We start from the raw sequence: 24,349 nt of genomic DNA on the forward strand, positions 1-24,349 counted from the left end.
CGCCGGCCTCTGCCGGCGCCTCGTCGCTTCCGGGGCCCGCCCATGAACCGAAAAGCCATACTGGTCCTGCTCGACGGCCTCGGCCACAGCGTCGCCCGTCACGCAATGGGCCACCTGCACGCTTACTGCGCCGCCGGCCGGGCCGCCTACTACCGGCTCGAATGCGAGCTGCCCGCGCTGTCCCGCCCGCTCTATGAATGCATCCTCACCGGAGTGCCGCCCATCGACAGCGGCATCGTGCACAACGACGTCTCGCGCCTGTCCAACCAGCGCAGCGTCTTCCACTACGCCCGCGCTGCCGGCCGCAGTACCGCCGCCGCCGCATACCACTGGGTCAGCGAGCTGTACAACCGCAGCCCCTTCGACCCCGCCCGCGACCGCCACACCGATGCCCCCGAGCTGCCCATTCAGCACGGCCACTTCTACTGGGCGGACCACTACCCGGACTCGCACCTGTTCGCCGACGCCGAGAGCCTGCGCGTGCGCCATGCGCCGGACCTGCTGCTGGTGCACCCGATGAACATCGACGACGCCGGCCACAAGCACGGCCTCGACACCCCGCAATACCGCAATGCCGCGCGCATGGCCGACGTGATCCTCGCCGAGTACCTGCAACGCTGGCTCGACGCCGGCTACCAGGTGCTGGTGACCGCCGACCACGGCATGAACGCCGACCGCTCCCACAACGGCCTGCTGCCGGAGGAGCGCGAGGTGCCGCTGTTCGTCCTCGGTGACGCCTTCAGCCTCGATGCCGGCGCGCAACCGAAACAGACCGAGCTCTGCGGCACCCTCTGCGAACTGCTCGGCGTGCCCCACGACAAACCCTTCTGCCGGGAGCTGTTGAAGTGAATTCAGCCAACCGCGGCAAATGGCTGGCCCTGCTGTGCCTGCTGCCATTCGCCCTTTTCTTCGTCGCCTTCCAGATCGCGCCGCTGGCGTGGGTGGCGATCAACAGCCTGAACAGCCCCGAAGGCTGGGGTCTGGGCAACTACGCCAAGGTGTTCGCCTCGAAGTTCTACCTGCAGGCGATCAAGCACAGCCTGCAGATCTCCTTCTGGTCGAGCCTGATCGGCATCCTCATCGCCATCCTCGGCAGCTACTCGCTGCGCCAGGTGGATAGCCGCCTGCGCGACTTCGTCATGGCCTTCTCCAACATGACCAGCAACTTCGCCGGCGTGCCCCTGGCCTTCGCCTTCATCATCCTGCTGGGCTTCAACGGCGCGCTGACCCTGCTGCTCAAGCAGAGCGGCCTGATCGAGGACTTCAACCTCTATTCCAAGACCGGCCTGATCGTGCTCTACACCTATTTCCAGATCCCCCTCGGCGTGCTGCTGCTCTACCCCGCCTTCGACGCCCTGCGCGAGGACTGGCGCGAATCCGCCTCGCTGCTCGGTGCCAGCACCTGGGACTTCTGGCGGCACATCGGCCTGCCGGTGCTGACCCCGGCACTGCTGGGCACCTTCATCATCCTGCTGGCCAACGCCCTGGGCGCCTATGCCACCGTCTACGCCCTGACCACCGGCAACTTCAACGTGCTGCCGATCCGCATCGCCGCCATGGTCGCCGGCGACATCGCGCTGAACCCCAACCTCGCCAGTGCCCTGGCCATGGTGCTGGTGGGCCTGATGGCGCTGATCACCATCGTCCACCAGTGGCTGCTGAAGAGGAGCTACCATGTCGCGCGCTGAAGCCCCCGCCGCCAGCCTCTACCACCGCATCGTGGTCTGGCTGCTGTTCCTGATCCTGCTGCTGCCGCTGGCCGGCACCCTGCTCTACTCGCTGTCCACCAGCTGGTCGGCGACCATCCTGCCCGACGGCCTGACCTTCAAGTGGTACCTGGCGCTGTGGAGCGACGCCCGCTTCCTCACCGCCTTCGGCCAGTCGCTGCTGGTGTGCTTCGGCGCCCTGGCGCTGTCGGTGGTGCTGATCCTGCCGCTGCTGTTCGTGGTGCACTACCACTTCCCGAAGCTGGACGCGCTGATGAACATCCTCATCCTGCTGCCCTTCGCGGTGCCGCCTGTGGTGTCTTCGGTGGGCCTGCTGCAGCTCTATGGCTCGGGCCCGCTGGCCATGGTCGGCACGCCGTGGATCCTGATCGGCTGCTACTTCACCGTCGCCCTGCCGTTCATGTACCGCGCCATCACCAACAACCTCCAGGCGATCAACCTGCGCGATTTGATGGACGCTGCCCACCTGCTCGGCGCCAGCACCTGGAAGGCCGCGCTGCTGGTGGTGCTGCCCAACCTGCGCAAGGGCCTGATGATCTCGCTGTTCCTGTCGTTCTCCTTCCTCTTCGGCGAGTTCGTCTTCGCCAACCTGCTGGTGGGCACGCGCTACGAGACCCTGCAGGTCTACCTGAACAACATGAAGAACAGCAGCGGCCACTTCAACAGCGCCCTGGTGATCTCCTACTTCTTCTTCGTGCTGCTGTTCACCTGGGCAGCCAACCGCCTAAACAAGGACAAGACATGAGCTTCCTGAGCATCAAGGGCCTGCACAAGCATTACGGCTCGACCCCCATCTTCAGCGACATCGACTGCGAGATCGGCAAGGGCGAGTTCGTCACCCTGCTCGGCCCTTCCGGCTGCGGCAAGTCCACCCTGCTGCGCTGCATCGCCGGCCTCACCGAGGTCAACGGCGGGCAGATCCTCCTCGATGGCCAGGACCTGGTGCCGCTGGCGCCGCAGAAGCGCGGCATCGGCATGGTGTTCCAGAGCTATGCGCTGTTCCCCAACATGACCGCCGCGCAGAACGTCGCCTTCGGCCTGCGCATGCAGAAGACCAGCAAGGAAGACAGCGCCCGCCGCGTGCAGGAAGCCCTGGCCATGGTGGAGCTGGACAGGTACGCCGACCGCTACCCGCACCAGCTCTCCGGCGGCCAGTGCCAGCGCGTGGCCCTGGCCCGCTCCCTGGTCACCCGCCCGCGCCTGCTGCTGCTCGACGAGCCGCTCTCGGCCCTGGACGCTCGCATCCGCAAGCACCTGCGCGAACAGATCCGCAGCATCCAGCAGGAACTGGGGCTGACCACCATCTTCGTCACCCACGACCAGGAGGAGGCGCTGACCCTGTCCGACCGCATCTTCCTGATGAACGCCGGACGCATCGTCCAGAGCGGCGACGCCGAAACGCTGTACACCGCGCCGGTGGACGCCTTCGCCGCCGGCTTCATCGGCAACTACAACCTGCTGGAAGCCGAAGACGCGACGCGCCTGCTGGCACGCCCGATAGCCAGCCGTATCGCCATACGCCCGGAAGCCATCTCGCTGAGCAGCGACGGTGCCATCGAGGCACAGGTGCGCGGCCACAGCCTCCTGGGCAACGTCATCCGCTATCGCGTGGAGGCGCGGGGCGTGGAACTGGTGGTGGACGTGCTCAACCGCAGCGCCGACGACCTGCACGGCAAGGGCCAGCGCATCGGCCTTGCCATCGATGACAGCGCGATCCGGGAGGTGGCGTGATGACCCTGGCAATATTCGACCTCGACGACACCCTGATCGACGGCGACTGCGCGAGCCTGTGGAGCGAACACATGGCCGCCATCGGTTGGGTGGACGGCGAATCCTTCGTCAGGAAGGACCACGAACTGATGGCCCTCTATGCCGAGGGCAAGCTGGCGATGGAGGACTACATGGCCTTCAGTCTGTCGCCCCTGGTCGGTCGCACGCCCGAGGAGGTGGCCTTCGTCGTCGAGCCCTTCGTCGAGGACGTGATCGAGCCGATCTTCCACAGCGACGCCACCCGCTGCCTGGCCAGCCACCGCGAGGCCGGCGACCGCATCCTGGTGATCTCCGCCTCGGCGCATTTCCTCGTCAGCGCCATCGCCGCACGGCTGAAGATCGACGAAGTACTGGCCATCGACCTGGAGGAACGGCACGGCCACTACAGCGGCAACACCCGCGGCGTGCTCACCTACCGCGAAGGCAAGGTCACCCGCCTGCACGAGTGGCTGACGGCCGAAGGCGAAAGCCTCGACGGTGCCTACTTCTACTCCGATTCGCGCAACGACTTGCCGCTGCTAAAGCAGGTCAGCAACCCCCGCGTGGTCAACCCCGACCCCGCCCTGCGCGAACATGCCGAGCAGGCGGGCTGGCCGATCCTCGAATGGCGCTGACCCTTGCCGCGCCAGTGCCGCAGGGCAGTGAGACTCAACGGTCCCCGTGGGCGAATGCCCTGAGTTCGTCCCCGGCCATGCGGTAGCGCACCCATTCGTCCTGGGGGCTGGCGCCGATGGAGCGGTAGAACTGGATGGCGGGCTCGTTCCAGTCCAGCACGCTCCACTCCAGGCGGCCGCAGCCACTGTCGCAGGCCAGGCGCGCGAGGTGGCGCAGCAGGGCCTTGCCGGCGCCCACGCCGCGTTGCTGCGGGGAGACATAGAGGTCTTCCAGGTACATGCCCTTGCGGCCCAGCCAGGTAGAGTAGCTGTAGAAATACACGGCGAAGCCGATGGGCTGGCCATCCAGTTCGCAGATCAGCGCGTGGGCCGGGGTCGCGCCTTCGAACAGGCTCTGTTCGATGTCGGCCACCGTGGCGACCACTTCGTGCTCGGCCTTCTCATAGATGGCCAGCTCGGTGATGAAGGCGAGGATCTGGCTGGCATCACTGCGCACGGCTTCGCGGATATGAAGGCTCACGGGAACTCCTTGTCGATGAACGTCGGCGCCTGGGCGCGAGGGCGGACATGCTAGGCGCCCGCTGGTTTCCGCGAAAGGGGGACGCGCATAATCGGCGCTCGCCAACCGCCCAGGAAAGCCCCTCATGCTGTCTCACGTCTGCATCGGCACCAATGACTTCTCCCGCGCCTTGGCGTTCTACACGCCGCTGATGGAGGCGCTGGGCCTGCCGCAGAAATTCTGTGACCCGTCACAACCCTGGGCGGGCTGGATGCCGGCGGATGCGCCACGCCCGCTGCTGGTACTGGGCGCGCCGTTCGACGGTGAAGCGGCGACGGCGGGCAACGGCCAGATGGTCGCGCTGCTGGCACCGGATCGCGCCACCGTGGACCGGTGCCACGCCCTGGCACTGGCCAACGGAGGACGCTCTGAAGGCGCCCCCGGCCTGCGTCCGCACTACCACCCCGACTACTACGGCGCCTATTTCCGCGATCCCGATGGCAACAAGCTGTGCGTGTGCTGCCACCGGGCCGAATGACGCTCAGGGCACGGTGTTGTCGCCCTCGCCCGGCAGTTCCGGTTCATGGTGACGCGGGCGCAGTTCGGGCTCGGGGTCGCGGGGCTTCTGCAGGCGCTCCACCTCGGCGTCGATCTCCGCCTCCTCGTCCGGGGTGATCTCCGGCAGCTCGCCGTCTTCGGTGACGCTGGGGTCGCTGTCGATCATGGGGTGCCTCCTCAGGTGCCGTATTTCAGGTACTGGACGATGCGGTCCTTGGCCAGCAGGCGCTCAGCCTTGAGGGTGTGCAGCGCTTCGTCGGAGACCCCGAGGCCGGCGTTGGAACCCAGCTCCACCAGCTTGAGGTCGGCCGACTCGTAGTCGTCGATCAGGCGCACCAGCTTGTGGTCCTCGCGCTTGCGCCGCTCCAGCTCGCGGGCGTCGACTCCGATGTCCTGGCTCAGGTCATGTTTGACGGGCATGTTCCACCTCGCTTTTTCCATGGGTGTCAGGAGTTGTGAGGAACGCCTGCAGCGAAGGTTCGAGGTATTTGGTCGGCCACGCCGCCGTGGCAGAATCGGCCCCTCAATCACGCAGGAGGCAGGAGCCTGACCATGAGCGATGCACAGGAAGTGGAGATCAGCCGCTTTCTCAGCTTTGTGCTGAGGCACAAGCCCGAGGCCATCGGCCTGCAGCTGGACAGCGAGGGCTGGGCCGATGTCGAGGCGCTGATCACCGGGGCGGTGCGCGCGGGCAAGGACCTCGACGAAAGGACGATCCGCCGGATGGTGGACGGGAACGACAAGAAGCGCTTCGCACTCTCCGAGGATGGCCGCCGCATCCGCGCCGTGCAGGGACATTCGAGCGCATCGGTGCAGCGACAGTACGAAACCGTGGTACCGCCGCAGCGGCTGTTCCACGGCACCGCCAGCCGCTTCCTCGACAGCATCTTGCAGAAGGGGCTGATCGCCGGTTCGCGCCACCACGTGCACCTTTCCACGGACCGTGAGACGGCCACCCAGGTCGGCGAGCGCTATGGCGAGCCGGTCATCCTGGAAGTGGACGCCCGCGCCATGCACGAAGACGGTTTCGCCTTCCACCAGGCAGAGAATGGCGTATGGCTGACCGCGCGGGTGCCGGTGGCGTACCTGAAGCGGGAAGGATGAACGGCAGTTGGCTCTTCCCGGGAGCCCCGATGAAAGCGCTCCATTGAAAAAGGCAGCCCGAGGGCTGCCTTTTTCGTGGAGCAGGGTGGATCAGCTGTTACGGATCAGGTGGTCGAAGGCGCTCAGGGAGGCCTTTGCACCTTCGCCCACGGCGATGACGATCTGCTTGTAGGGCACGGTGGTCACGTCGCCGGCGGCGAACACGCCGGGCAGCGAGGTCTCGCCACGGGCGTCGACGATGATCTCGCCACGCTGGCTCAGCTCGACGGTGCCTTTGAGCCAGTCGCTGTTGGGCAGCAGGCCGATCTGCACGAAGATGCCTTCCAGTTCCAGGGCCTTGAACTCATCGGAGTTGCGGTCCTTGTAGGTCAGGCCGGTGACCTTCTGGCCGTCGCCCTTCACTTCGCTGGTCAGTGCACTGGTGACGATGTCGACGTTGGAGAGGCTGCGCAGTTTCTTCTGCAGCACGGCGTCGGCACGCAGTTGGCTGTCGAACTCGATCAGCGTCACGTGGGCGACGATGCCGGCCAGGTCGATGGCCGCTTCCACGCCGGAGTTGCCGCCGCCGATCACCGCCACGCGCTTGCCCTTGAACAGCGGGCCGTCGCAGTGCGGGCAGTAGGCGACGCCACGGCCGCGGTATTCCTGCTCGCCGGGCACGTTCATCTCGCGCCAGCGGGCACCGGTGGAGAGGATCACGGTCTTGGCCTTGAGGCTGGCTCCGCTCTCGAACTTCACTTCGTGCAGGCCGCCTTCGGCCTTGGCCGGGATCAATTGGCTGGCGCGCTGCAGGTTCATGATGTCGACGTCGTACTGCTTGACGTGCTCTTCCAGCGCGCGGGCCAGTTTCGGGCCTTCGGTCTCCTGCACGGAGATGAAGTTCTCGATGGCCATGGTGTCCAGCACCTGGCCACCGAAGCGCTCGGCCGCGACGCCGGTACGGATGCCCTTGCGAGCGGCGTAGATGGCAGCCGACGCACCGGCCGGGCCACCGCCGATCACCAGGACGTCGAAGGCGTCCTTGGCATTGAGTTTCTCGGCGTCACGGGCGGAGGCGCCGGTGTCGATCTTGGCGAGGATTTCCTCCACGCCCATGCGGCCCTGGCTGAACAGTTCGCCGTTCAGGTAGATGCTCGGCACCGACATGATCTGGCGTTGCTCGACCTCATCCTGGAACAGCGCGCCGTCGATGGCGACGTGGCGGATGTTGGGGTTGAGCACGGCCATGAGGTTCAGCGCCTGGACCACGTCCGGGCAGTTCTGGCAGGACAGCGAGAAGTAGGTTTCGAAGTTGAACTCACCCTGGATGCCCTTGACCTGCTCAATCACGTCGGCTTCGAGCTTGGAGGGGTGGCCGCCGACCTGCAGCAGCGCCAGGACCAGGGAGGTGAATTCGTGGCCCATGGGGATGCCGGCGAAACACAGGCTGATATCCGCACCGGGGCGCTCCAGCGAGAAGGAAGGCGTGCGGGCATCGCCACCGTCTTCGCGCAGGGTGATCTTGTCGGTCAGGCCGACGATGTCATGCAGCAGGTCGCGCAGCTCCTTCGATTTGTCGCTGTCATCGAGGGACGCGACGATCTCGAACGGCTGGGTGACCTTTTCCAGATAGGCCTTCAACTGGGTTTTAAGATTGGCGTCCAACATGATTCGGCTCCTGCTTGTTTCGGGCAAAGGGGGCCCCGCGGCGAGCGCATGCGCGCCCGCCCTGCTCGCTCGAATTCGGGCTTTTGCAGGGTGGCCGGCCTGGGGCCGACCACCGGGGGGAGGTACTGCGGGTACTGCTTAGATCTTGCCAACCAGGTCCAGGGACGGAGCGAGGGTCTTCTCGCCTTCCTTCCACTTGGCCGGGCAGACTTCGCCCGGGTGGGCGGCGGTGTACTGGGCAGCTTTCAGCTTGCGCAGGGTTTCGCCGACGTCACGAGCGATCTCGTTGGAGTGGATCTCAACGGTCTTGATGATGCCTTCCGGGTTGATCACGAAGGTGCCGCGCAGGGCCAGGCCTTCTTCCGGGATGTGCACGCCGAACGCGTTGGTCAGCTGGTGGGTCGGGTCACCGATCAGCGGGAACTGGGCCTTGCCGACGGCCGGGGAAGTCTCGTGCCACACCTTGTGGGAGAAGTGGGTATCGGTGGTCACGATGTAGACCTCGGTACCGGCCTTCTGGAATTCGCCGTAGTTGTTGGCGGCGTCTTCGATCTCGGTGGGGCAGTTGAAGGTGAAGGCTGCCGGCATGAAGATCAGTACCGACCACTTGCCCTTGAGGGATTCTTCGGTGACTTCGATGAACTTGCCGTTGTGGAAAGCGTTGACCTTGAAAGGTTGAACTGCGGTGTTGATCAGAGACATCGAGTGGTCCTCTATCTATGGGGTTGGAAGTTCGGGTCAAGAATTTACCCGACGAATACTAGGCGGTCAGCCCGTAAAGAGCTTATTGATTGAGGGCATCGCCATCATTGCTTTCCTAAATCGATCCTGGAAAGCCGCTACAGCCCAGTAGCCACGCGGCCTTGCGCGCGGCCACCGGAGCGAGGGGAGCCTGGATCAGGCCAGGGACACGTCGAGCAGGACGACTACTTTACCGGAAACCTGGTTGCTGCCGAGGGCCGCGAAGGCCGCTTCCACGTCCTTGGCAGCGAAGCTGCGCTCCAGCTGGGGCTTCAGCCGGCCTTCGCCGAACAGGGGCCAGGCGTGCTGCCCCAGGTCACGCAGCAGGTCGGCCTTGAAGGCGTCGTCGCGGTTGCGCAGCGTGGAGCCGATCAGCTGGATGCGCTTGCCCAGCACCAGCGCCATGTCCAGCTCGGCCTGGCGCCCACCCATGAGGCCGATGTTGACCCAGCGACCGTCGCGGGCCAGCAGCTCCAGGTTCAGCGCCGCATAGTTGCCACCGACAGGATCGAGGATGACGTCGAAGGGGGCGAAGTCGCGCAGACTCTCCAGCGCTTCGCCACGCAACGCGCCACCCTGGGCGCCAAGGCTTTCGCAATAGGCCAGGCGCTCGGCGGAACCGACGCTGACCCAGACGGGGCTGCCGAACGCCTTGCACAGTTGGATGGCGGCGGAACCGACACCACTCGCACCGGCATGCAGCAGCACCTTCTCGCCGGGCTTGAGGCCCGCCAGCTGGAACAGGTTGAGCCAGGCGGTGGCGTAGACCTCGGGCAGCGCGGCCCCTTCGGCCAGGCTGAGGCCCTCGGGAACCGGCAATACATGGCCGGCATCCACCACCACTTCCTCGGCCATGCCGCCGCCGGCCAGCAGCGCACAGACACGGTCACCGACCTGCCATGCCGCACCCGCGCCCACCTCGGTGATCACCCCGGAGCATTCGAGGCCGATGATGTCGCTGGCACCCGGCGGCGGCGGGTAATGGCCCGCGGCCTGCAACAGGTCGGCGCGGTTCAGACCCGCTGCCGCCACACGAATGCGGACCTGCCCCACATCACAGCCAGGAACCGGGCGTTCAGCCCATTCCACGCGCCCTTCAACGCCTTGCAATGCTTTCACGCTGCCTCCATAGTGACCCAGGACTCGCCCGGCGGCTGACCGCCGGGCTTTTGCTTTGCGCCGATGGAACCCGGCGCCCTCAAATACGGCCTAATATGCGTTATCACCTCCCCCGACGTCGACTCAGCATGAAGCGTTCACTGATCTGCTCCGCCCTTGCGTTTGTATTCAGCATCAGCGTCCTGCCGCTGCATGCGTCCACCACCTCGGCAAGCGACAGCTGGGACTCGATCCAGCCCGACCGTGAGCAGGTGATAGCCAGTCTCAACGTGGTGGAGCTGCTCAAGCGCCACCATTACAACAAGCCGCCGCTCAACGACGAGCGCTCGGTGAAGATCTACGAGGGCTACCTCAAGCTTCTCGACCCGGCGAAGATGTATTTCACCGCCGGCGACATCGCCGAATTCAACCAGTGGAAGACGCAATTCGACGACTTCCTGAAGAGCGGCGACCTGGACCCGGGCTTCACTATCTACAAGCGTCATCTGGACCGCCTCAAGGAGCGCCTGGACTTCGCCCTGGCCATGCTCGACAAGGGCGTGGACAAGATCGACTTCAGCGTCGACGAGAGCCTCGAGACCGATCGCGAGAAAGCCACCTGGGCCAAGGACCGCGCCGCCCTCGATGACCTCTGGCGCAAGCGCGTGAAGGACGAGGTCCTGCGCCTGAAGATCGCCAACAAGGAGCCGAAGGCGATCCAGGAGCTGCTGGTAAAGCGCTACAAGAACCAGCTCTCGCGCCTCGAACAGACCCGTGGCGAGGACGTGTTCCAGGCCTATATCAACGCCTTCGCGCAGACCTACGATCCGCACACCCAGTACCTCTCCCCGGACAACGCGGAGAACTTCGACATCAACATGAGCCTGTCGCTGGAAGGCATCGGCGCCGTGCTGCAGAGCGACAACGAGCATGTGAAGGTGGTGCGCCTGGTCCCCGCCGGCCCCGCCGAGAAGAGCAAGCAGATCGCTCCGGCCGACAAGATCGTCGGCGTCGCCCAGGGCAACGGTGAGATGGTCGACGTGATCGGCTGGCGCCTGGATGAGGTCGTGAAACTGATCCGCGGCCCGAAAGGCTCGGTCGTGCGCCTGGAAGTGGTCCCCGCGAACAACGCCCCCAACGACCAGAGCAGCAAGATCGTCTCCATCACCCGCGAAGCGGTGAAGCTCGAAGAGCAGGCCGCGAAGAAATCCGTGCTCAACCTCGAGCATGACGGCCATGCCTTCAAGCTCGGCGTGATCGAAGTGCCGGCCTTCTACCTGGACTTCAAGGCGTTCCGTGCCGGCGACCCCGAGTACAAGAGCACCACGCGCGATGTGAAGAAACTCCTCGGCGAACTGCAGAAGGAGAAGGTCGACGGCGTGGTGATCGACCTGCGCAACAACGGCGGCGGCTCCCTGCAGGAAGCCACCGAGCTGACCGGCCTGTTCATCGACCAGGGTCCGACCGTGCTGGTGCGCAACAGTGACGGCCGCGTCGACGTGCTGGCCGACGAGAACACCGGCATCTTCTACAAGGGCCCGATGGCCGTGCTGGTCAACCGCCTGTCCGCCTCGGCCTCGGAGATCTTCGCCGGCGCCATGCAGGACTATCACCGCGCGCTGATCATCGGTGGCCAGACCTTCGGCAAGGGCACCGTGCAGACCATCCAGCCACTCAACCATGGCGAGCTGAAGCTGACCCTGGCCAAGTTCTACCGCGTCTCCGGCCAGAGCACCCAGCACCAGGGCGTGATCCCCGACATCGAGTATCCCTCGGTGGTCGACACCAAGGAAATCGGCGAAAGCGCGCTGCCCGAGGCCATGCCCTGGGACAGCATCCGCCCGGCGATCAAGCCCGAGGTCGACCCCTTCAAGCCCTTCCTCGCCGAGCTCAAGGCCCGTCACGATTCGCGCACCGCGCACAATCCCGACTTCGTCTACAGCCGCGAGCGCCTGGCCCTGGCCCAGAAGCTGATGAAGGAAACCACCATCACCCTCAACGAGGCCAAGCGCCGCGCCCAGCAGGCGGACATCGAGTCCAAGCAGCTGGCGATGGAGAACAGCCGTCGCAAGGGCAAGGGCGAGGAGCCGCTGAAGGAGCTGAAGAAGGAAGACGAGGACGCGCTGCCACTGGACGATGACAAGACCAAGCCGGAAGACGACGCCTACCTGACCGAGACCGGGCAGATCCTGCTCGACTACCTGGGTCTGAACTCGGCAGTGGCCAAGCACTGACCGAACGTCATCAGAACGTCACGAAATCGTCGTGAAATGCAGGGGCCGCTAATGCGGCCCCTTGCTTTTGAGCCGCATTCACGAGAGCCACCATGACAGTCACCGAGCAGTTGAGCGCACTGGGCCATATCCTCGCTCACGGCGACCTGAACAGCCTTTTCCAGCCGATCATTTCGCTTTCCGAACGCCGCATCCTCGGCTACGAGGCCCTCACCCGGGGCCCTTCGAACAGCCCCCTGCACTCCCCCGTCACCCTGTTCGCCGTCGCGCGCCACGCCGGTCGCCTCAGCGAACTGGAGATGGCCTGCCGCAGGCGTGCCTGTACGCGCTTCCACGAGCTCAAGCTCGACGGCAAGCTGTTCCTCAACGTGTCCCCTGAATCCCTGCTCGACCCCGCCCACCAGCCGGGGCGCACGCTGCAGTTGCTGCAGGCCTTCGGCATCCCGCCGAGCCAGGTGGTGATCGAGCTGACCGAACACGCCCCGACCGAAGATTTCGGTCTGCTCGACACCGCCCTGCACCACTACCGCGCCATGGGTTTCTCCATCGCCCTGGACGATCTCGGCGCCGGCTACTCCAGCCTGCGCCTGTGGTCGGAGCTGCGTCCCGACTACGTGAAGATCGACCGCCACTTCATCGACGGCATCCACCAGGACGCGGTGAAGCGCGAGTTCGTCGGTTCCATCCTGAAGATGGCCAAGGCTTCCCGCGCCCAGGTGATCGCCGAGGGCATCGAGCTGCCGGAAGAACTGGCCGTGCTCGCCGAAATGGGCCTGGACCTGGTGCAGGGCTACCTGCTCTGCCGCCCCCAGGAACAACCTCCCCGCGACGCCCGCCCGTTGTTGCCGCAGCTGGAAACCAGCGGCACGCTCGCCGAAGAAGGCTCCGACCTGCAGGCCCTGCTCAACGAGCAGGCGGCAGTGGACCAGAACACCCCGATCGCCGAAGTCCTCGAAGCCTTCCGTGCCCAGGCCAATCTCAACTCCCTGGCCGTGCTCGACGCCCAGCAGCAGCCGGTGGGCATCGTCCACCGCCACCTGCTTTCCGATGCCCTGCTCAAGCCCTTCGCCACCGACCTGTTCGCCCGCAAACCGATCAGCCGGCTGATGAGCGACGACTTCCTCGCCGTCGAGCTGTGCCAGTCTCTGCAACAGGTCAGCCGCCTGCTCACCAGCCGCGCGCGCCAGCGCATCGAAGAGGACTTCATCATCGTCTCCGAAGGCCGTTACCAGGGCCTGGGAAGAGTGATCGACGTACTCAAGCTGATCACCGAAAAGAAGATCCAGCAGGCCCGTCATGCCAACCCGCTGACCCTGCTGCCGGGCAACGTCCCCATCCAGCAATGCCTGGCGCGACTGCTCCAGCAGGGCCGTACGGCGATGATCTGCTACGTGGACATCGACAGCTTCAAGCCCTTCAACGACCTCTACGGCTACGCCAAGGGCGATGAAGTGCTGCTGTGCCTGGCGCAATGCCTGAACGAGCGCGTCGACCCGGCACGGGACTTCGTTGGCCATATCGGCGGCGACGACTTCATGCTGGTACTGGGCTCGGAAGACTGGCGCGCCAAGCTCAACCACCTGCTGGAAGACTTCCAGGGGCAGTGTCGGCGTTTCTACCGCACCGACCACCTGCAGGCCGGCTGCTTCATCGCCCACAACCGCCATGGCGAGCGCGAGGAGTTTCCGCTGCTGTCGTTGTCGATCGGTGTGGTCAACTTGCGCGCCGAAGCCTGCAGCCAGCTGGACGCCAGCCAGCTCGCGGCGCTCGCCTCGGAAGCCAAGCGCCATGCCAAGGCGGTGCCCGGCTACAGCCTGCACATCATCGATGCGGCCTGAAACGGCGCGAGGGACAAGCCGGGATCAGAAGCCCAGGCGCGCGGCGCTGGCGGCCATGCGCTCGGCGGCAGCCGGGTCGGGCGCCAGGCCCGGTCCACCCTCGCGGTAGAGATCAGCCAGGCGCTTGGCAGCCAGGGGATGCCCGGCCGACTCGGCGAGCGCCCACCACGAAGCCGCTTCGGCGGCATCGGGCGGGTTGCGGGTATCACCTGCCAATGCCAGCACCCCGAGCTGATAGCAAGACTTGCCATCACCGGCGCGGGCCGCCAGGCGCAGCATGCGGATGCCCTCTTCCCGCGCCCCGAAGCCCTGCCCACGGTGCAACAGGAGATGACCGTAGAAGCTCTGCGCGGCGACATCCCCCAGATTGGCCATGCGCGCGTATTGACCCTGCATCCAGTTCCACGCCCGCGGCTGCTTGACCAAGGCAGGCCAACGCAGCAGCCAGCGTGCAACGAGATAGCCGACGCGAGCGCGCATCTTCCAATGCCGCATCAGGTTTCCTCGGGGTAGGTGAACTCGAATACCCGCACCACTTCGGCCGCATGCCAGGACGCGGCGGCGATGCCGTCCGGCGGCCCGGAGAAGCGCCCGAGGCGCACCACGCATTCGAAGAAGCCGGTACGCGGCAGGCGGCTGGCCCCCTGGCTGATCACCAGGGAGCTGCGCAGCGGACGCTCGGCACGGGCGTCCAGTGCGGCAAGGTGCTCCAGGGCGGCGGTAAGGGTCTGCATGGCGGGGGTAGGCAGTTGGAGGCGCTCCACCAGGGCGCGGTAGGTCAGCAGATGGCGCTGCCGGCGGGCATCTTCCAGCTCACCCAGCAGGGCCTGCCAGTGCTGGCGGCTGATGCGCACGCTCAAGATTCCGCCTCCCAGCCCGCGACACCGAGGACGCGTGCCAGCGAGCGCTTGATCGCGGCATCCGGCTCGCGCTCGCCGCTCTCGATCAGGCCCAGGTAGACGGGGCTGATGCCGACCGCTCGGGCGACTTGTTCAAGACTTTGCCCCTGCTCCTCACGCAGCGCCTGCAACTGCGAGAACGAAGGGGCGGAGACGGCGCCTGTGGGCGCCTGGGTGGCTTGTCCGGCAGCCTGTAGCAGTGCCTGGTAATCAGCCCAGGGCAACACCGCGTACTCTGCTTCACCGTCACGCATGATCACTTGCACGTTCATTGCAACTCCCGTGGACAGCAGTGCCGACAGCTTCAGCACTTTCCTTGCAGATCGCCATATTAACAGGGCGAATCGGCCTCCGGGGGCCATCAGTGAGCACGCAGCAAAACCGTGATCGCGCGCGCTTTTCCAATCTTAGAGCACGTCTTCCAAGGCCTCTTCACGAGCAGGGATGCGATCGAGGGACGCCGCCACATCAGGCGCCTGCGCATCACGCCAGGAGCGGAAGGCATCCAGCTCGGCGCTCCAGGTCTTAAGCACCCAGGCGAGTACGCCCAGGTCATCGATCAGGCCGACGCCCAGCACCCAGTCGGGGATGGCGTCCACAGGCGTGAGGAAATACACCAGCCCGGCGACGATCGAGAGAAACGCCTTCGGACTGATATCGCGGTACTGGCCACGCAGGCGCGCCACGCACAGCGCCAGTAACACTTGCAGGTCTTCCTTCACCGCACCCAGGCGGCCGCTCTGCCTCGCGCTTTTTCGGGTCACCGCGAGCAACAGCGCAGGCAGCCGCCCGCGCGCCAGGAAACGACGTGCAATGGGCAGGTAACGCTCCAGATTCCAGGGGGCTTTCATGGTCGCTCCTCGTTGAACCGCATGGGAACGGGGCTATCGGGGGTTACCCACAGAAGCTGTGGATAACCTTGTTGACAGATTATTGCCGAAACCTGCGAAAGCCCGTCATGCCTGGCTTTGCTACAGATCGGCGATTTTTTGGCCAGGCCAAAAAGATCAACGAAATCAACTGGTTGAAAATCAGCCAGAGCCTGCGACAGCGCACCGCAGTGACAAGGCCCGTGGCTGCCTGGTCATGTGCATAACCGTAACACCGTCCATGTGCGCCACCTTCGTTCAGACCCATGAGTCAGGCCCTGGTTCGCCCTGCGACCTGCGTATGGCAGCAGGGATTCATGTCGCTGCACAAATGAAAACGCCCCGCACGAGGCGGGGCGTTTCAGGGGGCGTTCGGCTTACTGCTGCGGGGCGGCAGCCGGGTCCTTGATGCCGATCAGCTCCAGGTCGAACACCAGGACGGAGTTCGCCGGGATCGCCGGGCTCGGGCTCTGCTCGCCATAGGCCAGCTCGCTCGGGATGTAGAGCTTGTACTTCTCGCCGACATGCATCAGTTGCAGGCCTTCGACCCAGCCCGGGATCACGCCGTTGACCGGCAGGTCGATCGGGCTGCCACGCTGGATGGAGCTGTCGAAGACGGTGCCGTCGGTCAGCTTGCCTTCGTAGTGGACGGTCACCACATCGGTCGCCTTGGGCTGAGCGCCATCGGCCTTCTTCACGACTTCGTACTGCAGGCCGGAAGCGGTGGTGGTCACGCCTTCACGCTTGCCGTTCTCTTCGAGGAACTTCTTGCCCGCCTTGGCGGATTCCTCGTTGATCTTGACCATGCGCTCTTCGGCACGCTTCTGCAGGAAGGCGAAGGCTTCGACCAGCTCATCGTCCTTCAGGCGTTGCTCTTTCTTGCCGATGGCATCTTCGATGCCCTGGGCGACAGCTTTGGAATCCAGGTCATCCATGCCTTCCTGAGCCAGGCTCTTGCCCATGTTCAGGCCGATGCCGTAGGAGGCTTTCTGTGCCGGGGTCTTGAGCTCGACGCTGGTCTGCGAATCGCAGCCAGCGAGCACCAGGCCCACCAGAGCCACAGCCGCCGCCAAACGATGTTGTTTCATGCTGATTCCTTGTCTGTCCGCCGTGAAGGCTTGTTCTATGAAGCCGCGAGCTTAGCAGGCCCCCGCGACCAGTGGCTATGGGCATATAGGATCAATCGGCAGGCAATTAGTTCAGCGCTGCCCGGCAGGAAAATGCATGAAATACCTGCATGTTTGCGCAACGGGGCGAGGGTCGGGGATGGGACTTTTTCGCGGGCAAAGAAAAAGCCCTCAGGTATCGCTACCTGAGGGCTTTCCGATATGGCGCAGCGGACGGGACTCGAACCCGCGACCCCCGGCGTGACAGGCCGGTATTCTAACCGACTGAACTACCGCTGCGCGTTACTGCGAGATTGGTGGGTGATGACGGGATCGAACCGCCGACCCTCTGCTTGTAAGGCAGATGCTCTCCCGGCTGAGCTAATCACCCTTCACTCTCGAAGTGGGGCGCATTCTAGAGAGGTATCCCTACCCTGGCAAGCCCCTTTTGAAAAAAAATTTGCTAGCCGTTCCAAAGGCTTAGCGCAGGGTTGGCCTGAGTGCTCCGGGGGAGAATAATGCGCGCTTTGTGTCCGGAGAGAATTCCCCCATGTGGTTCCGTAACCTGCTCGTCTACCGCCTCACCCAGGATGTGCCCTTCGACGCCGAGGCCCTGGAAGCCGCGCTGGCCACCAAGCCGGCCCGCCCCTGCGCCAGCCAGGAACTGACCACCTACGGCTTCGTCGCCCCCTTCGGCAAAGGCGCCGATGCGCCCCTCGTGCACGTCAGTGAGGGCTTCCTGCTGGTCGCCGCACGCAAGGAGGAACGCATCCTCCCAGGCAGCGTGGTGCGTGACGCCCTGAAGGAGAAGGTCGACGAGATCGAAGCCGAGCAGATGCGCAAGGTCTACAAGAAAGAGCGCGACCAGCTCAAGGACGAGATCGTCCAGACCTTCCTGCCCCGCGCCTTCATCCGCAAGTCGGCCACCTTCGCCGCCATCGCCCCCGCCCAGGGCCTGATCCTGGTCGACGCCTCCAGCCCGAAGCGTGCCGAAGACCTGCTGTCCACCCTGCGCGAGGCCATCGGCTCCCTGCCCGTGCGCCCGGTCTCGGTGAAGATCGCCCCCACCGCTACCCTCACCGAGTGGGTCAAGACCCAGGAAGCCGCCAAGGACTTCTACGTGCTCGACGAGTGCGAGCTGCGCGATACCGATGAAGACGGCGGCGTGGTCCGCTGCAAGCGCCAGGACCTGACCAGCGACGAGATCCAGCTGCACCTGTCTTCCGGCAAGCTGGTCACCCAGCTGTCCCTGGCCTGGCAGGACAAACTGTCCTTCGTGCTCGACGACAAGCTGGTGGTCAAGCGCCTGCGCTTCGAAGACCTGCTGCAGGAGAAGGCCGAGCAGGATGGCGGCGACGACTCCCTGAGCCAGCTCGACGCCAGCTTCACCCTGATGATGCTGACCCTCGTCGAGTTCCTGCCCCAGTTGATCGAAGCCCTCGGCGGCGAAGAGATCCCCCAGGGCGTCTGACACCGCCCCGCGCCCGGCCGCTGCCGGGCGCCTTTTCCCTTAAGGAACGAGCATGCGCGCACTGGCCGCCCTGAGCCGCTTCGTCGGCAATACCTTCGCCCTCTGGATCCTGCTGTTCGCCCTGCTGGCCTTCTACCAGCCGGCCTGGTTCCTGCCCCTGGCGAAATGGATAGTGCCGCTGCTCGGCCTGATCATGTTCGGCATGGGCCTGACCCTGAAGACCGAAGACTTCCGCGAGGTGGCGCGCCGCCCCCTGCGCGTGCTGATCGGCGTGCTCGCCCAGTTCCTGATCATGCCCGGCCTCGCCTGGCTGCTGTGCCAGGTGTTGCGCCTACCGCCGGAGGTAGCCGTTGGCGTGATCCTGGTGGGCTGCTGCCCCGGCGGCACCGCCTCCAACGTGATGACCTGGTTCGCCCGTGGCGACCTGGCCCTGTCCGTCGCCATCACCGCAGTCACCACGCTGCTCGCCCCGCTGGTCACCCCGGCGCTGATCTGGCTGCTGGCCTCGGCCTGGCTACCGGTGCAGTTCGGCGCACTGTTCATGTCGATCCTCCAGGTGGTGCTGCTGCCCATCGCCCTCGGCCTCATCGCCCAGCGCCTGCTCGGCGTCCGTGTGCGCCACCTGGTGGAGGTGCTGCCCCTGGTTTCGGTGGTGAGCATCGTCATCATCGTCGCTGCGGTGGTTGCCGCCAGCCAGGCGAAGATCGCCGAATCCGGCCTTCTGATCATGGCCGTGGTGGTCCTGCACAACGGCCTCGGCCTGGCCTTGGGCTACCTCGCCGGCAAGCTCTTCGGTATGCCGCTGGCCCAGCGCAAGACGCTCTCCATCGAGGTCGGCATGCAGAACTCCGGCCTCGGGGCCGCCTTGGCCAGCGCCCACTTCTCGCCGCTGGCGGCGGTACCCAGTGCGCTGTTCAGCGTCTGGCACAACCTCTCGGGCTCCCTGCTCGCCGCCCTGTTCCGGCGCATGAAGGATGAATCCGACAAGCCCGCCGACTGACGTCTGTCAGGCCGCCCGTCCCGCACAACTTGTCCGGGCGGCCAGGATGTGCAAAATACTGCGCAGTGCAGGGACGGCCCTGCCACTCATCGAGTGACCATCACGGGGACGGCCCCGATCCAATCCGTCGTACCTTTGGAGGTCACCATGTCCTGGATCATCCTGTTCTTCGCCGGCCTGTTCGAGGTGGGCTGGGCCGTCGGCCTGAAATACACCGAAGGCTTCACCCGCCCACTGCCCACCGCGCTTACCGTGCTGGCCATGGCCATCAGCCTGGGCCTGCTCGGCATGGCCATGAAGCACCTGCCGCTGGGCACCGCCTATGCGATCTGGACCGGTATCGGCGCCGTCGGCACCGTGATCGCCGGCGTGATCCTCTTCGGCGAATCCGTCGCGCTGATGCGCCTGGGCAGTGTCGCGCTGATCATCTGCGGCCTGATCGGCCTGAAGGTCAGCACCTGACTCACAGCCGCGCCCCCATGAAAAAGCCCGCCATTGCGGCGGGCTTTTTCGTTGCGATGCGACCTAGCGCAGGTCGCCCCGCAGGGCCGCGACCTGGGCCTGCAGGCTCAGGCGGTCGACCGTCTCGGGCGCCAGCGGCGCGCCGGCCACCAGGTTGATGCGCGACCAGAAGCGCTTGAACAGGCCCTTGCCCGGATCACGGCTGAAGAAGCTGCCCCACAGCCCCTGCAGCGCCATCGGGATCACCGGCACCGGGTTCTGTTCGAGGATGCGCTCGACCCCGTTCTTGAACTCGTTGATCTCGCCGTCCGTGGTCAGCTTGCCCTCGGGGAAGATGCACACCACTTCACCGGCCTTCAGGTACTCGTCGATCTTCTTGAAGGCACGGTCGTAGACCAGAAGGTCCTCGCTGCGCCCGGCGATGGGCACGGTGCCGGCGGTACGGAAGATGAAGTTGAGCACCGGCAGGTTGTAGATCTTGTAGTACATGACGAAGCGCACCGGCCGCCGCACCGCGCCACCGATCAGCAGCGCGTCGACGAAGGACACGTGGTTGCACACCAGCACCGCCGGGCCCTCCTCCGGGATGGCGTCCAGGCCCTTGTGCTCGACGCGGTACATCGAGTGGCCCAGCAGCCAGATGAGGAAGCGCATGCTGAACTCGGGGACGATCTTGAAGATGTAGCTGTTCACCGCGATGTTCATCAGCGACACCACCAGGAACAGCTGCGGGATCGACAGCCCGGCGACGCTCAGGAACAGGATCGAGGCGATGGCCGAGACCACCATGAACAGAGCGTTGAGGATGTTGTTGGCGGCGATCACCCGCGCCCGCTCGTTCTCGGCGGTGCGCGACTGGATCAGCGCGTACAGCGGCACGATGTAGAAGCCGCCGAACAGGCCGATGCCGAAGATGTCGGCGAGGATCAGCCAGGCCTGCGGCACGCTGATCACCGCCAGCCAGTCATGGGGCGCAGCGGCCTGCGGGAAGCCGCCCGAATGCCACCAGAGCAGGATGCCGAAGACGGTCAGGCCGATGGAGCCGAAGGGCACCAGGCCGACCTCCACCTTGCCACCGGACAGGCGCTCGCAAAGCATCGAGCCCATCGCGATGCCGATCGAGAACACCGTGAGGATGAGCGTGACCACGCTCTCGTCGCCGAACAGCAGGTCCTTGGAATAGGCCGGGATCTGCGTCAGGTACACGGCGCCGAGGAACCAGAACCAGGAGTTGCCCACCAGCGAGCGCGACACCGAAGGACGCTGGCCCAGGCCCAGACGCAGGATCACCCAGGACTGGCTGAAGATGTTCCAGTCCAGCTTCAGCTCCGGCATCGCCGCCGCCGCGCGGGGAATGCCGCGGCTGGCCAGGTAGCCGAGGGACGCGGTGATCAGAATGGCAGCGGCGACGATCGGCTCGTAGCGCTCGCTGGACATCATGATCCCGGCACCGATGGTGCCCGCGAGGATGGCCAGGAAGGTGCCCATCTCCACCAGCGCGTTGCCCCCCACCAGTTCCTGCTCGCGCAGGGCCTGGGGCAGGATCGAATACTTCACCGGGCCGAACAGCGCCGAGTGGGTGCCCATGGCGAACAGCGCCGCCAGCAGCAGCCAGAGGTTATCGAGGAAGAAGCCCAGTGCGCCCACCGCCATGATCCCCACTTCGGCCAGCTTGATGGCGCGGATCAGCGAGTCCTTGGCGAACTTCTCGCCGAACTGCCCGCCCAGGGCGGAGAAGAGGAAGAACGGCAGGATGAACAGCAGGGCGCAGAGGTTGACGTAGATGGTCTTGTCGCCGGAGATCGCCAGCTTGTAGAGGATGGCGAGGATCAGCGACTGCTTGAAGATGTTGTCGTTGAAGGCGCCGAGCAGCTGCGTCACGAAGAACGGCAGGAAACGTCGCGTGCCCAGCAGGGCGAATTGCGAATGTTGGCTCATCTTCCTTGGTACCTGGTAGTGGCTGGGGTGAAGCCGGTGCGCGAGGCACGTCGCTGATTTGACAGCAACTGGCCAGCCCCAGGCCACACCTTGAGACGAAAAATGCCGAATCCCCACGCAAAAAGGGCGCCTTTCGCGGCGCCCTCTTCCCCTCAGATCGGCAGCTGCCCCAGCCCCCAGCGCAAGGCGAAGAACAGCAGCAACCCGCCGAGGATGGTCGCCAGCAGGTGGCGGGTGACGGCAGCGATGAGGATGCAGCCGAGCCCCGCCAGCAGGTAGGCGTTGTCCAGCGCCACTGCCGCATGCTCGCCGTCGGGCATCACCATGCCGGGCACCACGATGGCGGTGAGCACCGCGGTCGGCACGTAGTGCAGCCCCTGGCGCACCAGCGGCGGGAAGCGCAGGTCCGGCCAGGCGAAGAGGCTGTAGCGGATGGCGAAGGTGATCGCGGTCATGCCGAGGATCAGCAGCCAGGTTTCCATCAGAGCACCTCCTCGAGCTGGCCCAGGCGATAGCGCCGCTCCAGCACCACGCCGACGACGATGCCGCTCAACGCCGCCGCCATCAGCCCGAGCTTGTAGGGCAGCGCGTGGCACAGCAGCGCCACGGCCCCGGCCACCAGTGCCGCCGCCACCTGTGGGCGGTTGCGCAGCATGGGCACGACGATGCCGATGAAGGTCGCCAGCATGGCGAAATCCAGCCCCCAGGCCGCGAGATTGGGCACGGCCTGGCCGAACACCACCCCCACCAGGGTGTAGGACGCCCAGCTCAGGTACATCGCCAGAGCGGCCCCGAGGAAGTACCAGTGCTTGAGCGGCGACCCGTCTTCCTCGGCATAGCGGTGCTGCACCACGGCGAAGGCCTCGTCGGTGAGCCAGAAGGCCAGGGGCATGCGCCAGCGCTTGGGCAGGTGGCTGACGAAGGGTTGCAGGCTGGCGCTGTAGAGAGCGTGGCGCAGGTTCACCACCAGCGTGGTGAGCAGCACCACCGCCACCCCTGCGCCCCCGCTGAGCAGGGTGATGGCGATGAACTGCGCCGAGCCGGCGAACACCAGCAGGGACATGCCGAGGGTCTGCCAGGCGTCGAGCCCGGCCCCGGCGGCGAGGGTGCCGTAGATGATGCCGAAGGGCATGGCGCCGATGAGCATCGGCACGATGTCGCGCACGCCGCGGACGAATTCTGTAGAGCGGGACATGGGATTCTCCTTGTCCCCCCACTCTGCCAGCCGGGGGCTCAGCCGGTCTTGAACGATCTTGCGCAGGCGCTGCGGTACTCACCCGGACCGACGCCGTAAGCCTGCTTGAACTGGCGGGTCAGGTGGCTCTGGTCGGCGAAGCCCAGCTGCATCGCCACCGGCAGCGGCGCGCAGCCTTCGCGCAGCAGCGCCCGAGCCTGCTCCAGGCGACGCTGCTTCAGCCAGGCGTGGGGTGGCAACCCGGTGGCCCGGCGGAACACCCGGGCGAAATGGAACGGCGAAAGCCCCACCAGGGCAGCCAGCTCCTCCAGGGAGGGTGGCGATGCCAGGCGCGCCGCCAGCATCTCGCGGGCCAGCGCCACGGCATGGGGCTCCTGCCCTGCCGGCCGGGGCGCACCAATGCACGCGTGGCGGCTGAACAGCAGCAGGATCGCCTCGCGCCAGGCCACCTGCTGCTCCAGGGCGGAGGCGTTGCGCTCCAGCAGGCGGTGCAGGTCGAGGAAGCGGCGGGTCACCTCGGGGTCATGCAGCACGCTGTCGGCGAAGGTGGGCAGGCCGCCGGTGGCGATCTCCAGTTCGTCCAGCACCTCGGTCACCCGGTGCAGGTCGGGGTAGAAGCCGCGGTAGCGCCAACCTTCCTCGTGGGCCTTGGAGCCCGTATGCAGCTCGTCCGGGTTGATCAGCACCATGCTGCCGACGGCAGCCAGGTGGTCGCTGCCGCGGTGGCGGAAGCGCTGGGCGCCGGATTCGAGGACGGTGAAGACGTAGCCCTCGTGCACATGGGGCGAGAAACGCTGCTCGATGTAGCGCGCGTGCAGGAGTTCGACCCCGCCCAGCGCGCTGGCCTGCCAGAAGCGCGTCCGCTCGCCACCCGTGCTCATTGGCCGAATGAGGCTTCCAGGGCCTGCTTCACGGCCGGCCACTCATGGTCGGTGATGCTGTAGAGCACGCTGTCGTCGAGGCGCCCGTCCGCCAGGCGGCGATGGTTGCGCAGGACGCCTTCGCGCTGGGCACCGAGTTTCTCGATGGCCTTCTGCGAGCGCAGGTTGCTGCCGGCGGTCTTCAGTTGCACGCGCACCACCTGCCACTCCTCGAAGGCATGGCGCAGCATCAGGTACTTGATCGAGGCATTGAGGCCGCTGGCATGCTCGCTGCGGGCCAGCCAGGTCCAGCCGATCTCCACGGCCGGCAGCGCGGGCATGAAATCGGCGAAGCGGCTGGTACCCACCAGGCGGTCGCCCAGGCGGATGGCGAACACCACGGCCTGGCCTTCACGCTGCTCGGCCAGGCCCTGGCGGTACCAGTCCGGGCGCAGCGGGCCGCTCATGTAGACCAGCTCATCGCGATTGGCCTCGGCCAGTGCCGAGAGTTCGGTGATGTCGGCCTCCCCCAGCGGCTCGAGGCGCAAGGCGCCGCGCTGCAGGATCACCGGTTGCGGATTGAACATCTGCGCCTCCTCAGGCGAAAGACCCCTGCTGATCAGAGCGTCCGGGCACCCGGAAGTGCCCTGCAGGGCGCCGGCCCGGACACCTGGAGGTCCGCCGGCGAGGCTGCCAAGCTAGCAGCCCCGCCTGCGGGG

The 24,349-nt window shown here is 65.8% G+C and carries 28 protein-coding genes and 2 tRNA genes; 12 read left to right on the forward strand and 18 right to left on the reverse strand.

Going from position 1 to position 24,349, the window contains the following annotated elements; genetic code table 11:
- Nucleotides 1-42 precede the first annotated feature (42 nt).
- The 5 genes from HSX14_RS22325 to HSX14_RS22345 are packed head-to-tail and all read left to right on the forward strand — an operon-like array spanning nt 43 to nt 4,111.
- The gene (locus HSX14_RS22325) at nt 43-849 is read left to right on the forward strand and encodes an alkaline phosphatase family protein (protein ID WP_173172002.1); all 807 of its coding nucleotides are present in this window, start codon (nt 43-45) and stop codon (nt 847-849) included.
- Nucleotides 846-1,688: an ABC transporter permease gene (locus tag HSX14_RS22330; RefSeq protein WP_173172000.1), complete on the forward strand. Its 843-nt coding sequence runs from the start codon at nt 846-848 to the stop codon at nt 1,686-1,688. Before HSX14_RS22325 ends, HSX14_RS22330 begins: the two co-directional genes overlap by 4 nt.
- Entirely contained in the window at nt 1,675-2,472 is a 798-nt protein-coding gene (locus tag HSX14_RS22335; protein ID WP_173171998.1) for an ABC transporter permease, read from the forward strand. The genes HSX14_RS22330 and HSX14_RS22335 overlap by 14 nt, the downstream gene beginning before the upstream one ends.
- Nucleotides 2,469-3,458 (forward strand): ABC transporter ATP-binding protein, encoded by a 990-nt coding sequence (locus HSX14_RS22340; protein WP_173171996.1) that lies wholly within the window; start codon nt 2,469-2,471, stop codon nt 3,456-3,458. Before HSX14_RS22335 ends, HSX14_RS22340 begins: the two co-directional genes overlap by 4 nt.
- On the forward strand, nt 3,458-4,111 hold the full coding sequence (locus HSX14_RS22345) for an HAD family hydrolase (RefSeq protein WP_173171994.1): 654 nt from the start codon (nt 3,458-3,460) through the stop codon (nt 4,109-4,111). Before HSX14_RS22340 ends, HSX14_RS22345 begins: the two co-directional genes overlap by 1 nt.
- Before the next feature lie 34 nt (nt 4,112-4,145).
- On the opposite strand, the gene HSX14_RS22350 is transcribed toward HSX14_RS22345, so the two are convergent.
- Entirely contained in the window at nt 4,146-4,631 is a 486-nt protein-coding gene (locus HSX14_RS22350) for a GNAT family N-acetyltransferase (RefSeq protein WP_173171992.1), read from the reverse strand.
- A gap of 124 nt (nt 4,632-4,755) precedes the next feature.
- Between HSX14_RS22350 and HSX14_RS22355 the strand changes: the two genes are divergently transcribed.
- Complete coding sequence (locus HSX14_RS22355; protein ID WP_173171990.1) at nt 4,756-5,148, forward strand: VOC family protein; 393 nt, start codon at nt 4,756-4,758, stop codon at nt 5,146-5,148.
- Nucleotides 5,149-5,151: 3 nt separating this feature from the next.
- Here the strand turns inward: HSX14_RS22355 and HSX14_RS22360 are convergent, their stop codons facing one another.
- On the reverse strand, nt 5,152-5,334 hold the full coding sequence (locus HSX14_RS22360) for a hypothetical protein (RefSeq protein WP_173171988.1): 183 nt from the start codon (nt 5,332-5,334) through the stop codon (nt 5,152-5,154).
- Nucleotides 5,335-5,345: 11 nt separating this feature from the next.
- Nucleotides 5,346-5,588, reverse strand: a complete 243-nt coding sequence (locus tag HSX14_RS22365) for an HP1242/YdcH family protein (RefSeq protein ID WP_173171986.1) — start codon at nt 5,586-5,588, stop codon at nt 5,346-5,348.
- Between the two features lie 132 nt (nt 5,589-5,720).
- On the opposite strand from HSX14_RS22365, the gene HSX14_RS22370 reads away from it, so the two are divergent.
- On the forward strand, nt 5,721-6,272 hold the full coding sequence (locus tag HSX14_RS22370; RefSeq protein WP_173171984.1) for an RNA 2'-phosphotransferase: 552 nt from the start codon (nt 5,721-5,723) through the stop codon (nt 6,270-6,272).
- A 90-nt stretch (nt 6,273-6,362) separates the two neighbouring features.
- Here the strand turns inward: HSX14_RS22370 and ahpF are convergent, their stop codons facing one another.
- The 3 genes from ahpF to HSX14_RS22385 form a co-directional block, all read right to left on the reverse strand.
- A complete protein-coding gene (gene ahpF, locus HSX14_RS22375) occupies nt 6,363-7,919 on the reverse strand; it encodes an alkyl hydroperoxide reductase subunit F (RefSeq protein WP_173171982.1) in 1,557 nt (518 codons plus the stop codon).
- 138 nt (nt 7,920-8,057) lie between these two features.
- Nucleotides 8,058-8,621 carry an alkyl hydroperoxide reductase subunit C gene (ahpC, locus tag HSX14_RS22380; protein WP_021221309.1) on the reverse strand — a complete coding sequence of 188 codons (564 nt, stop codon included), beginning with the start codon at nt 8,619-8,621 and terminating at the stop codon, nt 8,058-8,060.
- A gap of 195 nt (nt 8,622-8,816) precedes the next feature.
- On the reverse strand, nt 8,817-9,779 hold the full coding sequence (locus HSX14_RS22385) for an NAD(P)H-quinone oxidoreductase (protein ID WP_173171980.1): 963 nt from the start codon (nt 9,777-9,779) through the stop codon (nt 8,817-8,819).
- A 128-nt stretch (nt 9,780-9,907) separates the two neighbouring features.
- On the opposite strand from HSX14_RS22385, the gene HSX14_RS22390 reads away from it, so the two are divergent.
- Both HSX14_RS22390 and HSX14_RS22395 read left to right on the forward strand, forming a co-directional pair.
- The gene (locus HSX14_RS22390; RefSeq protein ID WP_111260453.1) at nt 9,908-11,992 is read left to right on the forward strand and encodes a carboxy terminal-processing peptidase; all 2,085 of its coding nucleotides are present in this window, start codon (nt 9,908-9,910) and stop codon (nt 11,990-11,992) included.
- A 92-nt stretch (nt 11,993-12,084) separates the two neighbouring features.
- Nucleotides 12,085-13,830 carry a bifunctional diguanylate cyclase/phosphodiesterase gene (locus HSX14_RS22395; protein ID WP_173171978.1) on the forward strand — a complete coding sequence of 582 codons (1,746 nt, stop codon included), beginning with the start codon at nt 12,085-12,087 and terminating at the stop codon, nt 13,828-13,830.
- A gap of 24 nt (nt 13,831-13,854) precedes the next feature.
- Here HSX14_RS22395 and HSX14_RS22400 read toward each other — a convergent pair whose 3' ends face one another.
- The 7 genes from HSX14_RS22400 to HSX14_RS22430 form a co-directional block, all read right to left on the reverse strand.
- The gene (locus tag HSX14_RS22400; RefSeq protein WP_173171976.1) at nt 13,855-14,325 is read right to left on the reverse strand and encodes a sel1 repeat family protein; all 471 of its coding nucleotides are present in this window, start codon (nt 14,323-14,325) and stop codon (nt 13,855-13,857) included.
- Complete coding sequence (locus tag HSX14_RS22405) at nt 14,325-14,690, reverse strand: hypothetical protein (RefSeq protein ID WP_111260450.1); 366 nt, start codon at nt 14,688-14,690, stop codon at nt 14,325-14,327. Before HSX14_RS22405 ends, HSX14_RS22400 begins: the two co-directional genes overlap by 1 nt.
- On the reverse strand, nt 14,687-15,001 hold the full coding sequence (locus HSX14_RS22410; RefSeq protein ID WP_173171974.1) for a helix-turn-helix domain-containing protein: 315 nt from the start codon (nt 14,999-15,001) through the stop codon (nt 14,687-14,689). Before HSX14_RS22410 ends, HSX14_RS22405 begins: the two co-directional genes overlap by 4 nt.
- A gap of 135 nt (nt 15,002-15,136) precedes the next feature.
- Nucleotides 15,137-15,580 (reverse strand): YkvA family protein, encoded by a 444-nt coding sequence (locus HSX14_RS22415; protein WP_173171972.1) that lies wholly within the window; start codon nt 15,578-15,580, stop codon nt 15,137-15,139.
- A 395-nt stretch (nt 15,581-15,975) separates the two neighbouring features.
- Complete coding sequence (locus HSX14_RS22420) at nt 15,976-16,686, reverse strand: BamJ family beta-barrel-assembly machinery protein (protein ID WP_111260447.1); 711 nt, start codon at nt 16,684-16,686, stop codon at nt 15,976-15,978.
- A gap of 241 nt (nt 16,687-16,927) precedes the next feature.
- Nucleotides 16,928-17,004 (reverse strand) — tRNA-Asp (locus tag HSX14_RS22425).
- A gap of 15 nt (nt 17,005-17,019) precedes the next feature.
- A tRNA-Val gene (locus tag HSX14_RS22430) sits at nt 17,020-17,095 on the reverse strand.
- Nucleotides 17,096-17,254: 159 nt separating this feature from the next.
- On the opposite strand from HSX14_RS22430, the gene rdgC reads away from it, so the two are divergent.
- From rdgC to sugE, 3 genes are all read left to right on the forward strand, one after another.
- On the forward strand, nt 17,255-18,175 hold the full coding sequence (rdgC, locus tag HSX14_RS22435) for a recombination-associated protein RdgC (RefSeq protein WP_173171970.1): 921 nt from the start codon (nt 17,255-17,257) through the stop codon (nt 18,173-18,175).
- Nucleotides 18,176-18,227: 52 nt separating this feature from the next.
- The gene (locus HSX14_RS22440; RefSeq protein ID WP_173171968.1) at nt 18,228-19,175 is read left to right on the forward strand and encodes a bile acid:sodium symporter family protein; all 948 of its coding nucleotides are present in this window, start codon (nt 18,228-18,230) and stop codon (nt 19,173-19,175) included.
- A gap of 147 nt (nt 19,176-19,322) precedes the next feature.
- Nucleotides 19,323-19,637 carry a quaternary ammonium compound efflux SMR transporter SugE gene (gene sugE / locus HSX14_RS22445; RefSeq protein ID WP_173171966.1) on the forward strand — a complete coding sequence of 105 codons (315 nt, stop codon included), beginning with the start codon at nt 19,323-19,325 and terminating at the stop codon, nt 19,635-19,637.
- Nucleotides 19,638-19,700: 63 nt separating this feature from the next.
- Here sugE and HSX14_RS22450 read toward each other — a convergent pair whose 3' ends face one another.
- From HSX14_RS22450 to HSX14_RS22470, 5 genes are all read right to left on the reverse strand, one after another.
- Nucleotides 19,701-21,575 (reverse strand): MFS transporter, encoded by a 1,875-nt coding sequence (locus tag HSX14_RS22450; protein ID WP_173171964.1) that lies wholly within the window; start codon nt 21,573-21,575, stop codon nt 19,701-19,703.
- Nucleotides 21,576-21,727: 152 nt separating this feature from the next.
- The gene (locus HSX14_RS22455; RefSeq protein WP_173171961.1) at nt 21,728-22,057 is read right to left on the reverse strand and encodes an AzlD domain-containing protein; all 330 of its coding nucleotides are present in this window, start codon (nt 22,055-22,057) and stop codon (nt 21,728-21,730) included.
- Complete coding sequence (locus HSX14_RS22460; protein WP_173171959.1) at nt 22,057-22,770, reverse strand: AzlC family ABC transporter permease; 714 nt, start codon at nt 22,768-22,770, stop codon at nt 22,057-22,059. The genes HSX14_RS22455 and HSX14_RS22460 overlap by 1 nt, the downstream gene beginning before the upstream one ends.
- Before the next feature lie 38 nt (nt 22,771-22,808).
- Nucleotides 22,809-23,651: a helix-turn-helix transcriptional regulator gene (locus tag HSX14_RS22465; RefSeq protein ID WP_173171957.1), complete on the reverse strand. Its 843-nt coding sequence runs from the start codon at nt 23,649-23,651 to the stop codon at nt 22,809-22,811.
- Nucleotides 23,648-24,217 carry a GNAT family N-acetyltransferase gene (locus HSX14_RS22470; protein ID WP_173171955.1) on the reverse strand — a complete coding sequence of 190 codons (570 nt, stop codon included), beginning with the start codon at nt 24,215-24,217 and terminating at the stop codon, nt 23,648-23,650. Before HSX14_RS22470 ends, HSX14_RS22465 begins: the two co-directional genes overlap by 4 nt.
- Nucleotides 24,218-24,349 lie beyond the last annotated feature (132 nt).

The sequence above is a fragment of the Pseudomonas tohonis genome (assembly GCF_012767755.2).
In the GTDB taxonomy this organism is placed as follows: Bacteria; Pseudomonadota; Gammaproteobacteria; order Pseudomonadales; family Pseudomonadaceae; genus Metapseudomonas; species Metapseudomonas tohonis.